The sequence below is a fragment of the Paenibacillus sp. Soil787 genome (genome assembly GCF_001429545.1).
Classification (GTDB): domain Bacteria; phylum Bacillota; class Bacilli; order Paenibacillales; family NBRC-103111; genus Paenibacillus_E.
Genome location: NZ_LMSP01000013.1, coordinates 90,590 through 101,764, shown reverse-complemented (window position 1 = coordinate 101,764; position 11,175 = coordinate 90,590). Strand labels below are relative to the sequence as shown.

The window sequence follows — 11,175 nt, the reverse complement described above, 5'->3', positions numbered from 1 at the left end:
GAGTCCATTAGATGTTCAAATTCACTCTTTTTCGGAGATTAACGTCATTCCAGTCCTTTAGCCGGGAAAGATAAATCTGGAGTTAGATTTCGCACCCATTTCCTTACTCAACAGCTGTATGTTAATGGGGCCGTTGCAGACAAGGATAAACGCCTTCGTCGTCCTTCTGGGACGAGCGCGTTTATCAAGACTGATGACGCGAAGTGTAATAAAACTTATACTTTCTGCCCTGAAAATTAAAAATTTTCATTCATCAGTGGTGCCGCAACGCGTCTATCTACTGAAAAAAAGCTTAGTTCATCGATCATGAACTAAGCTTCTTGGCAAAGTGCTGTGACTACAGCTCTTCGAATTTATTTTCTAATTTATTTTCAACCGGCTGCAGGAGCTCATCATCGTTGTTGTCACGTACCGTTTTCTGAAGAACAAAGGAAGACATCGTCAGGAACAAAGCCGTAACAGCGTAATAACCTTTGACAGAAAGCAGCTGCTCCAAGTTAATAATCCCAATAAACATACCCAGAAGCGCTAGAGCGAACGAGCTCCATGCCAAGAAAGTGAAAGCCGATGTATTGCGTTTGCGTGAACCGTAGCCATCCTCCAAATGGTCACGAATGACCTTCTGTAAGACAAAAGCCGACATCGTGAGGAATAACGCGCACACTGCGAAATAACCTTTAACACTCAGTGATTCTTCCAACGTATAAATCCCGATGAACATCGCCAGGAATGCCCCAATGAAGGATGTCCATGCCATAAAAGTAAATGCCGCCGTATTCCGTCTCCGTTGATCCATCATCTCCGTAAGCCCCCTGTGGTTGCTGCCGCAACGCTTTAATGTCTTGCTCTTGTTACTTAGTATAGGAGAAATTTTCCATCCCAGATAGTACTATTTACCAATAGTACCCAATTGCTTCGGCATACTAATGCGCGGCTTACATGGTTATTATGCGGAGCTAAACGCATTACACCGCTCAAGACGTATATGCTTAATCATTCGTTTGCTTGGTACGTGTAAAGTTGTACGTTGTGCAACATTTTGCAAGCTAATCCACGTTATCCATGTAAATGTTGCAAAAAATGCAACAATCCCAGCCGAAAATGGCTCTATAGCCTATAAAAAGACTGAATTGTTGTACGACATACAACATCTTTAGCTCATACAGAAGAAATCAAGGAAATTGTTGTACGTTGTACTACTTGGCTGCTTAATTCCCCCTTTCACCCAGACAGACAAGACAAACAAAACAAGCCAAGAAAACAAACAACAAGCACCAAGAACGCATAGCTACTTACTGAATGATTACGCATTGCGCCACAATCTCACTCAACTCAGCAAATTGCATGCTAAACAGGGGGAAGTTTCCGCCTCCCCCTTAACCCCAAAACATCAAAAATAACCCGCTCAAGCATTAACTCGGCACGGGTCTATCCTATCCTGGTTTCTGCACAGCAGAAATTCATTCACAAATAGCTACTCCAAAGGCATGATGCTCCCAGAAAACATCCTGAATTTGCTTGGTTTCCTCTTTATCGCAAGCGACGAGCACAACAACTTCTGTCATTTTGTTTCGGGATGGGAGATTCGTTTTCGCTTTCTTCTTTTTTTTATAGGCAATATCAATGAAGACCCCGATGGTGAAGCCCACAGCTGCGCCGATAACGCCCCAAAGAATGGCCCCTCCTTTTAAAATAAAGCCATAGGTAGAGCCAACTACCGTGAGCGCTGTTGCCAGGGCTATCCCAGCATCAAATAGACTAACGCCATCAGAGTGATGGATCGTGTCGAACATCTTCGGTTTGTTGGATCTCGCCTGCAAAGAAACAGCATAGATATGTTCCTTGGGAATACCCGCCTCTTCAAGAGCAGTAATCGCCAGCTCCAAATAGATCGAGTGTTCAAATGATGCTATTACATGCATGGTGTAACCCTCATTTTCGAAGCGGAGATTTAGGAAATGGAAATTGGCGATGTTGATAGTTCTCTTGGAGCATGCAAACCTGCTCGTGATCAAACAGTTTGTTATATTCTACTGTATTTACATAAGCATCGTAGACGGAAAAACCATAAAAAGAGGGTAAAAATATAAGCCAATGCATTTTCACTACACGAGCCGACTGTGCTAAGTCCCACATGAGTAAATAGTGAATTCCTTCGAGTAAATGAGACATATAGGAAAGTGAAATCCAGGTCACAAGTATAAAAAAAGCATTGATAATCCGATGGGAATAAAGCTGTCCCATTCCCGGCATTAACAAGGACCAGACCATCGCCAGCCATGGCGAGCGCTTATCTAGATAGTTAATTTCCATACCGGACATTTTAAAACAATCAATCGGGGCATTCTCCCTTTTAGCTAAAATAAATTGATGATTCATATCCACGGTGGTTCGATAGCTGTCGTAGATTGCAAATAAATAAACAGGCACATACAATGACATCCACCTAATATTCAGCACCTCATTGGCCCGCTCGAATTGACCTGTGAAGGTGTATACGATCGCTTCGTTCAAATGCATCTGGGAATTAATGAGCATTTCCCATCCAATAAGGATAAAGCCGCGAATATATTTGGATAGCAATAAATGACCAAAGCCCGGAAAGGCAGCGGCCCACCATACAATAATGAAGGGATTGCGCAAATGCAATTGGGTTATGCCTAATACAGTGACGAACGCAATTTGACGGCGTGGCTTGGTTCTCATGTGCAGCATCCTTACGAGTCAATTTCCAATAATGCTATTATCTTCTTTCGAATGTAAGATATACATTTCGGATTTGACAATTGATTTATAGTACCGTATAGTGCTATTTATGAAAAAGCAAAAGAAATTAACCAACCGTGATCTTGTGATTCAAGTGGCAACAGACTTGTTCCTGACAAAAGGCTACTTAGCAACCAGCATGGACGAAATCGTTGCCGTGAGCAAAGTATCCAAAACGAACATTTATTATTATTTCAAAAGCAAAGAAGACCTGTTGGGCGCAATTCTTGAACAACTAATACACACCTATAACGATATGATTCAGAAGACTGTGTCACGTTCAGAATTAAGTGTGCAGGAGCGCTTCACTGCTCTGCTGCAAGTGCTGACAGGGCTTGAATGGACTTCTTTAGGCGGATGCCCGTTTCTCACCCTGTACACACAGATGCCGCAGGATGCAGATGTACTTCGGGAAAAAGTGAGGGCTTTTTTCAGGGAGCAAATGCTTACGGTGGAAGCCCTGCTCATCGAGGGTGTTCATAACAAGGAGTTTTCAGCCACCCTGCCGACAAAAGCCACGGCTCAATTGATCGTTTCGACGATTGAAGGCGGGCTGTTCCTGCAGCATGCAAGCCAAGATCCAGCCATGCTCAGTCAAACTCTTTCTACTTTAGCCTTGTTGCTAAAGTAATTTTTTTAATCACGATCAGTACTATTTAGTACTAATAAAATGGAGGGCAGGCAATTATGATGACACATATTTTCATCACAGGCGGTACAGGGTTCATAGGGGAGCCCAGGATCGGATGTACCAACTGCCGGAGCGCTTTCGCTCCGCGCGCACGATGGAGATAGCGGCTGTTCACCACTTCCCTATCTCGCATCCTGCGCTGACCGTTCAGCTCCTGAGGTGAGGCAGCAAAGTCTATAATCGCAAAAACTCGATTCTACCTGCCGCATCGCGGCATGGATGTCAATCGAGTTCTTTGCTTTTTCCCTGTATTCATTTTCCTGCGGTCATTTCCCTACAGTCATTTTCCTGCAGTCATTTTCCAGTAGACATACACCCATCCCCTTCCCTTCGAATAAGGTAAAGAAACAAGTAGGCTCGGAATTCACGCCTTTGCTTACGAAGAAAGGGAGGAACCCCTATGCAAATCCACGTTATCCAGAAGGGACAGACGTTATACCGCCTTTCGCAAATGTATGGAGTGTCGGTGGATACGATCGCAACAGTCAATGAGATGACCCCCAGCCAATCCCTGGTCATCGGACAGGCATTGGTCATTCCGATTGTTGGCTCGTACTACTGGGTACAGCCCGGTGAAGGGCTTTATCTGATTGCCCAAAAGTTGGGAATTGACCTGCATACCCTTGCCTCCGTCAATGGACTAACCATGTATCAATCTTTACCTGTTGGCTTTCGCCTCTATATTCCGCCAACCCCGCGTAAACAGGCAGAAGTGAATGCCTATTTAGAGCCTCGCGGGACTGACGTCTCGCCCGTCCTCATTCAATCCGCCAAGGAAGCAGCTCCTCATCTTACGTACTTAGCTCCATTCAGCTTCCGTATTAAAAGGGACGGCACCCTCCAAGCCCCGCAGCTGGACGATCTTCACGGGATAGCCTCACAGAATGGTGTCACCTTGATGATGGTTGTGACCAATCTCGAACATGATCAATTCAGCGCTGAGCTCGGACATATCATCCTCACGGACGAAACCGTTCAGAATCATCTGCTTCAGAACATTAAAAGCACCGCCAAACAATATGGATTCCGCGATATTCATTTCGACATTGAGCACTTGTTCCCCGATGACCGCGATGCCTACAATCGCTTTCTTCGTAAAGCCGCGGCACAAATTCATCAAGAAGGTTATTTGATGTCTACGGCGCTCGCGCCGAAAACAAGCGCCGCTCAAGCTGGCGCATGGTACTCTGCGCATGATTATAAAGCGCATGGCCAAATCGCCGATTTCGTCGTCATCATGACGTACGAATGGGGCTACAGCGGCGGCCCCCCCATGGCCGTTTCTCCCATCGGTCCCGTACGCAAAGTACTGGAGTACGCCATAAGCGAGATGCCCGCTTCCAAAGTCATGATGGGCCAAAATCTGTACGGCTACGATTGGACGCTGCCCTATGTCCACGGCGGCGCCTTTGCTAAGGCCGTCTCTCCGCAAGCGGCTATTGATCTGGCCCGTAAGCATAATGCGCAGATCCTGTATGATTACACGGCGCAAGCCCCGCACTTCAACTACTGGGATGATGCTGGCAAGGAGCACACCGTCTGGTTCGAGGACGCACGCTCTATTCAAGCAAAATTCCGCTTATTAAAAGAGCTTGGCTTACGAGGTATTAGTTACTGGAAGCTTGGTCTTAAATTCCCGCAAAACTGGCTTCTTCTTGAGGAAAATTTTAAAATCGTGAAGCGAACTTAACATCCGCTGGAAGCGAGTCGCAAATACAGAAGGGGGCTGTCCCAAAAAAACCATTTTGGGACGTTATACCCCTCTCCCCTTTACTTACTAAGTTATGGTAACCAGAGTTTGCCCGAGGGAACGTCGATCCGCTATTTGGACGAAAAGCACCTGAAATCATGAGGAAGAGGAACAACGATGCGTTATTTATCGTTTTTGTGCCTCCGGATTGTTCATTTTGATCAAATAGCGCTCTTACGTTCCTTTATTTCGATTTCTATCACAGATTTCACAAAATAACGAATCGACGTTCCCCTAACTAGAGTTCTGGCGAGACTATCCCTTACAATCGACAGAAAACAAAAATGAGAAGGCAAGAATAACCTTGCCACCTCATTTTTTTGTTTTCTGTACCCCTTTCTCATTTTCACAAAAAAATGCATATGTTCTTGCTCTTAGGGGAATATATCCATACCTGCACTTACAGAACCAATTCAACAAGTCTTGGAGGTATGGATCATGGTTTCCAGATTTATTAAGCTGGGTATGATTTCTTTTTTGTCAATCTCGGCTCTCCTTGGGGCACATCACTATCGTATGCATTCCCCTGATCAGCAAATGATTTCGCAAGTCGATAGTTGGGAAGCCGCCAAACAAGGCTCACCGACTTTCTTTGACACGAATCCTTTCGGCATGCCTAGCGCGGATGGAAATTTGCGTACAATGGGCAGTATGAATAGTCATTCGGCTGCATATGGGCTTACTCCGCCAACGTCGATGAAGGCTCTAAAGGTCCATACCCAGGCAGTTAGCGGGGCCAAAGACAAAGCCTCGCCCTGGTGGAATTACGCAGGTTTGCTTGGTTTACTCGGGCTGCTCGGACTCGGCAATCGTTCCCGGACTTCTTAGTGTGTAATGTGAAGGTTCGTTAAAGAAGCCTTGTTCCCGGTTTAAGGGGAAGGCTTTTTTTTGTTTCATTAAATTGTTTGCAGACATTTGTTTGGACGTACATTAAACTAAAAGCAGTTATTCGTTTGAAAGGAGCTTTTCATGGATCGTGAACAGCAAATTTTAGCACTTATACGTCAAAATCCATTTATTTCTCAAATTGAAATAGCCAGTGCCATCGGCATTTCCCGATCTGCTGTTGCCGGCTATATTGCTGCGTTGACCAAGAAAGGTACGATCCGAGGCCGCGCCTATGTCACCTCTGATGAGCAAACCGTCATGTGTATCGGCGGCGCGAACCTAGACAGTAAAGCTGCCAGCAAGATGACCATTCGACTGGGCTCCTCGAATCCGGTAACGGTCACCGAGTCTTGCGGAGGTGTTGCGCGCAATATCGCGGACACACTCGCTGGTTTATCCTGCAAGACAGCACTCCTAACCGTTGTCGGTGACGATAAGGCTGGTCAGTGGGTGCTTGAGGAAACACGAAAGCGCGGTGTCGATGTCAGCCAAACGATTGTCTTGCAGGGAGAGAACACAGGAACTTACACGGCGCTGCTCGATGCCACGGGCGAGATGTTTTTGGCTTTTGCCAACATGGAAATTTACGATAAATGCATACCCCAGCTTTTGATGGACAAATGGTCCCATATTGCCGCTTCACAGCTCATCATTGCTGATACGAATTTGCCTGCGGATACGCTCCAAGAATTAATTGAGCGCTGTAAAGAAGAAGGCATCACGCTATTCATTGACCCTGTCTCTTCCGAAAAAGCGAAAAAGCTCCCGCAGGAGCTTCATGGTGTTACCGCGATCTTCCCTAACCTTGAAGAAGCCTGTCAGCTTGCTGGTGCCTCGGTAGAAATAATAGATCAAGATTACGACAAACTGGCTAGAGCTATTCAGGCACGGGGCGTGAAACACGTATTCATTACACTCGGCAGCACGGGTGTTATGTATGTTGGCGAGGAAGGCGAGCAGCTTTTCCCTCCTATTCCTACCAAAGTCGTGGAAGTAACCGGCGCAGGCGACGCTCTCGTTGCTGGTATCGCTTATGGTGTGATGCATCAGCATACCTATATGGACGCCTGCACCTATGGTCTCGCTGCGTCACATATTACGCTTCAAACCGATCAATCCGCAGCCAGTGAGCTAACTGAAGAACGGCTGTTACAAACTATACAATCGATAACTAAAGGAGACTGAACCTTATTATGAACACATCCTACCTGACATTTACCGACGAAGTGAAAGATGCTCTCGCGAACAATAAACCAATCGTAGCCTTGGAAACAACGATTATTTCCCACGGGATGCCTTATCCGCAGAACATTGAAATGGCTAAAAAGTGTGAGCAAATCATCCGCGACAACGGCGCTGTTCCAGCAACGATTGGCATTATGGATGGCAAAATCAAGATCGGCTTGAACGAGCAGGAGCTTGAGGCTTTTGCGACAACGGCCAATGTAGAAAAAGTCAGCCGTCGTGACTTCCCTTACATCCTGTCATCCGGCAAAATCGGTGCGACAACCGTAGCCGCAACGATGATCGGTGCGGCGCTTGCCGGCATCGAAGTGTTCGCTACAGGCGGTATCGGCGGTGTTCACCGCGAAGGTGAAGTGACAATGGACGTTTCCGCCGACTTGACGGAGCTGGCTCAAACGAACGTCGCTGTCGTCTGCGCAGGCGTGAAGTCAATCCTCGATATCGGCCGTACGCTCGAGTATTTGGAAACCCACGGCGTTCCCGTGGTTGGTTTCCAAACGAGCGAGTTCCCGTCCTTCTACGCCCGCGAAAGCGGCTACGGCGTAGACTTCCGCCTCGATGAGGCAGCCGAGGTCGCGGCCATGCTACGCACCAAGTGGGAGCTGGGCCTAGCCGGCGGCGCCATCATCGCCAATCCGGTTCCCGCGGAATCCGCGATGAACCATCACGAGATCGAAGGCGTCATCCAGCAAGCGCTGGCTGAGGCCAAAGATCAGAACGTGACCGGCAAGAAGGTCACGCCTTTCCTGCTAGCGCGCATCAAACAGCTGACCGAAGGCCGCAGCTTGGAGACGAACATCGCGCTCGTTTACCACAATGCGCAAACGGCCGCGCAGGTTGCGGTTGCCCTTAAGAACTAAAGGTCGAGTCCATCTGACCTCGACTTATCAAAAAAAAACGAGCCCCAGAAGTTCTGGCGGCTCGTTTTTTAACGTTTTATGTTCGATAAATATTTATACTTTCACGCTCACCCATGTCGTCTTATGTGCGAACGGCATCCGTTGCGCCTTAGGAGGAGCCATGTCTGGATAGCCGATGTAGATGAATCCGACCAGCTCCTCTTTTCCCACAAGACTGAACACCTCACGCATCTTCGGATGATAGGTAGGTGCACCCGTCCGCCATATCGTTCCTAGGCCTAATGCGTGCGCGGTAAGCAGCATATTTTGCACAGCGGCATGTGCGGCTGCATATTCCTCGATCTCCGGAACTACAGGCTTCTCTGAGGGTGTAACGGCCACGGCAATTACAACAGGAGCGCGGAACGCTTTCTTCTCCTGAGCGCTTTTCAGCTTGTTTAACTCCTCCTCAGAAAGCGCCGGATCCGCTTCTGCAGCGGCAACCTCGGCGAAACCACGGCCTAACAAACTTCTGCCTTCACCGGTCATAACCCAGAACCTCCACGGTTCTGTATGACAATGATTAGGCGCCCATATGCCTGCTTCAAGGATTTCTTCGATTAGTTGTTTGTCGATAGGATCCTGTTTGACCTTCCCGATACTGCGGCGCTGACGAATCGCTTCTTTTATATCCATGAATCCCACTCCTCTCCTATTTGCTTATGCTATCTCTATTGTTGCACGACCCAAGCTCCCTCTGCAAACCTGCAGTGGAAGCATCGTCCTTTTAGCTATGAGCTACTCCCTAGGCCTCGGTTGAATCATGCTTTCAATGCATTTTCCCCTTTTCATCTAAAAGCAGAAAACAAAACACCAACAAAACATGACCACTTACCGAATCGACTGATTGTTCTCTTCGGATGCTGCATCGAAATGAACATTCTAGAAAGCCCAATACCTATGTATGAGACATATTTATCTTTTTAGCGTGTGAAAACAATCGAAGTTACCTTCATTGTTTTGGGTGTTCCTCATGCGCATTTACGCATCATCTAAAGCTTTTTCATTTTCTCATTTTTCACTTTCATTTTTCATTTTCACTTTCATTTATCGCTTTCACTTTTCATTTTTTACTTTCATTTATCGTTCTCGTTTTTCATTCCATCTATCATTCTCATCCTATCATTCTCATTGCACTTGTCTGCACTTACTTAGCACTCCCCCACCGAGGCTGCCAAGAATTTGACAATGACGCACTCTATCATGCAAGGTATAGTTATAGCAACAGAACATGAACGATAGTTTGCTAGTTTCAAAATTATAATTAACCCTTGGGAGGCACTATGAAATCCACGAAACTCACGATGTTCGCGACGGCCGCAATGGCTTTCTCTTTATTTGCTTCAACTGCACTTTCTCTTCCAGCTTCCGCTGCAGCCAAAACAAGTGCTGATTTTACAGATTTGGCCGGTAGTGATGCCGCGCTGAAAGCTAAGATTGATGCGATGATTGCAGCTGGTGTTTTTGAAGGCGTCTCGGACAGCACATTTGGCATTACGCAAAATATGACTCGTGCTCAATTTGCCAAAGTAGCCACATTGATTTACAACATCACTGTTGATCCTACGGTTAAGGTGTCCAGTTTCTCTGATGTTCAGGCCAATGATACAGCGAATGGCTGGGCCATCCCTTATATTGAAGCAGCCAAAAAAGCCGGCCTCATAGACGGCGTAACCGACACAACTTTCCTTCCCGGCGATTCGGTAACGACAGCTCAGCTGGATATTGTCCTGCTTAAAGGTTTGGGCAAAAAGGTTTCCATGACAGGCTTACCTTGGTACGCAGATGCTGTGAAACAAGCAACAGATCTTGGCATTCACCCTACTGGAAAATCTGGCAACCAGCCTGCCAATCGTGCTGACCTTGTTCTAAGCTCCTATACAGCTCAGCAAGTTTTCGGGAATCAAACACGCATTTCGATCACAAAAACGCAAGCCTCATCTTCCGACAATAAAAAGGTTCAAGTTACCTTCAATAAAAAGGTAGATGCCAGCAAAGCAACCCTCACTTTGAAAAATGGTTCAACCGTAGTCCCTACGACAACAGAGTGGGCTAGCGATAGCCAATCGGCAACACTATCGACTACTATTGCGCTCGCTGCAGGTGATTACACGGTTACGCTTGGCGGACTCGATGCTTCCACTGTCCAAACAACAACTGGCAGCTTTAGCGTTACAGCCTCTAGCACAGGGAAAGTTTCGATTAACGGCACCTACACATTAGCTGGTGTGCTTGATAGCGGTCTAACAGATGCAGCAACGGGATTAAACGGTCTCGTTAACAAAGCAACAGCTGAAGACCCAACACAAAGTAAATTAGCTAAAGAAATTGAAATTAAAGTGACATCGGCTAGTGGAGATCCTATTGCAATCCCTGGGGTTGTTCAATCCGTTCATTCCTCTGATTCTAGCATCGCTAAAGTAGGTCTTACCTCAGACCATCATGCTTATGTTCTAGGCAACAAGCCGGGAACTGCAGACATTAGTGTTATTGTCCAAATTGGAAATGGCGATGCCAAGCAATTGCACGTAACTGTCACGGTTAAGAGCGATGCGATCACTACCGAGGAAATAAAAGCTGGACAAACTTCCATTGCGAAGACGGTAACAGGAAGCGTTTATACCTTCAATGCTTATACGGAAATGGATCTTTCCATTACTGATAACTACGGTATTAAGTATAAAAGCGCGGACATTAGTGGCTATAATTTCGCATTAGGCACCCTTTTCATCACGAATGATATTAATGGAAATGCCGGAACAGCTGTAGGAACCGTAGCGGTTGACGCGGTTGGAAACGTTACTGTGACTGGTAATGTGACTTCCTTCGAAATAACCGCAGTAACTCCAACAGGTGAAAAAGCAACAAGTTTCGTGACGCTTAACTGATAATAGGACCAAGGATAAACGACTCCGTCGTCCTTCAGGGACGAGCGC

At 46.6% G+C, this 11,175-nt stretch carries 10 protein-coding genes and 1 pseudogene; 6 read left to right on the top strand and 5 right to left on the bottom strand.

All coding sequences use genetic code 11. The features are described from left to right. Window positions 1-337 precede the first annotated feature (337 nt). The 4 genes and pseudogenes from ASG93_RS16195 to ASG93_RS35920 form a co-directional block, all read right to left on the bottom strand. The gene (locus tag ASG93_RS16195) at window positions 338-553 is read right to left on the bottom strand and encodes a YiaA/YiaB family inner membrane protein (protein WP_268796025.1); all 216 of its coding nucleotides are present in this window, start codon (window positions 551-553) and stop codon (window positions 338-340) included. Between the two features lie 42 nt (window positions 554-595). Continuing rightward, window positions 596-796: pseudogene (locus ASG93_RS36805) on the bottom strand (YiaA/YiaB family inner membrane protein); the annotation flags it as partial. A gap of 664 nt (window positions 797-1,460) precedes the next feature. Continuing rightward, window positions 1,461-1,922 (bottom strand): hypothetical protein, encoded by a 462-nt coding sequence (locus tag ASG93_RS35925; RefSeq protein ID WP_056833590.1) that lies wholly within the window; start codon window positions 1,920-1,922, stop codon window positions 1,461-1,463. Between the two features lie 10 nt (window positions 1,923-1,932). After that, complete coding sequence (locus ASG93_RS35920) at window positions 1,933-2,706, bottom strand: hypothetical protein (protein WP_235550864.1); 774 nt, start codon at window positions 2,704-2,706, stop codon at window positions 1,933-1,935. 109 nt (window positions 2,707-2,815) lie between these two features. Here ASG93_RS35920 and ASG93_RS16180 point away from each other — a divergent pair, with 109 nt between their 5' ends. From ASG93_RS16180 to ASG93_RS16155, 5 genes are all read left to right on the top strand, one after another. Next, complete coding sequence (locus ASG93_RS16180) at window positions 2,816-3,397, top strand: TetR/AcrR family transcriptional regulator (protein ID WP_056833588.1); 582 nt, start codon at window positions 2,816-2,818, stop codon at window positions 3,395-3,397. A 460-nt stretch (window positions 3,398-3,857) separates the two neighbouring features. Further along, window positions 3,858-5,147, top strand: coding sequence for a glycosyl hydrolase family 18 protein (locus ASG93_RS16175; RefSeq protein ID WP_056833587.1), 1,290 nt, complete (start codon window positions 3,858-3,860; stop codon window positions 5,145-5,147). 498 nt (window positions 5,148-5,645) lie between these two features. Further along, the gene (locus ASG93_RS16165) at window positions 5,646-6,035 is read left to right on the top strand and encodes a hypothetical protein (protein WP_056833585.1); all 390 of its coding nucleotides are present in this window, start codon (window positions 5,646-5,648) and stop codon (window positions 6,033-6,035) included. Between the two features lie 141 nt (window positions 6,036-6,176). Then, entirely contained in the window at window positions 6,177-7,280 is a 1,104-nt protein-coding gene (locus tag ASG93_RS16160; RefSeq protein ID WP_056833584.1) for a carbohydrate kinase, read from the top strand. An 8-nt stretch (window positions 7,281-7,288) separates the two neighbouring features. After that, window positions 7,289-8,200 (top strand): pseudouridine-5'-phosphate glycosidase, encoded by a 912-nt coding sequence (locus ASG93_RS16155; protein ID WP_056833583.1) that lies wholly within the window; start codon window positions 7,289-7,291, stop codon window positions 8,198-8,200. A 93-nt stretch (window positions 8,201-8,293) separates the two neighbouring features. Here ASG93_RS16155 and ASG93_RS16150 read toward each other — a convergent pair whose 3' ends face one another. Beyond that, window positions 8,294-8,875 (bottom strand): nitroreductase, encoded by a 582-nt coding sequence (locus tag ASG93_RS16150; protein WP_056833582.1) that lies wholly within the window; start codon window positions 8,873-8,875, stop codon window positions 8,294-8,296. Window positions 8,876-9,522: 647 nt separating this feature from the next. Between ASG93_RS16150 and ASG93_RS16145 the strand changes: the two genes are divergently transcribed. Beyond that, window positions 9,523-11,127, top strand: a complete 1,605-nt coding sequence (locus ASG93_RS16145; protein WP_056833581.1) for an S-layer homology domain-containing protein — start codon at window positions 9,523-9,525, stop codon at window positions 11,125-11,127. Window positions 11,128-11,175: the final 48 nt, after the last annotated feature.

Bases quoted from the DNA above. Each gene is read 5' to 3' on its own strand.
- ASG93_RS16180 (WP_056833588.1), top strand. From the start codon at position 2,816: ATGAAAAAGCAAAAGAAATTAACCAACCGTGATCTTGTGATTCAAGTG.
- ASG93_RS16145 (WP_056833581.1), top strand. From the start codon at position 9,523: ATGAAATCCACGAAACTCACGATGTTCGCGACGGCCGCAATGGCTTTC.
- ASG93_RS16155 (WP_056833583.1), top strand. From the start codon at position 7,289: ATGAACACATCCTACCTGACATTTACCGACGAAGTGAAAGATGCTCTC.
- ASG93_RS16150 (WP_056833582.1), bottom strand. From the start codon at position 8,875: ATGGATATAAAAGAAGCGATTCGTCAGCGCCGCAGTATCGGGAAGGTC.
- ASG93_RS35925 (WP_056833590.1), bottom strand. From the start codon at position 1,922: ATGCATGTAATAGCATCATTTGAACACTCGATCTATTTGGAGCTGGCG.
- ASG93_RS35920 (WP_235550864.1), bottom strand. From the start codon at position 2,706: ATGAGAACCAAGCCACGCCGTCAAATTGCGTTCGTCACTGTATTAGGC.
- ASG93_RS16165 (WP_056833585.1), top strand. From the start codon at position 5,646: ATGGTTTCCAGATTTATTAAGCTGGGTATGATTTCTTTTTTGTCAATC.
- ASG93_RS16175 (WP_056833587.1), top strand. From the start codon at position 3,858: ATGCAAATCCACGTTATCCAGAAGGGACAGACGTTATACCGCCTTTCG.
- ASG93_RS16160 (WP_056833584.1), top strand. From the start codon at position 6,177: ATGGATCGTGAACAGCAAATTTTAGCACTTATACGTCAAAATCCATTT.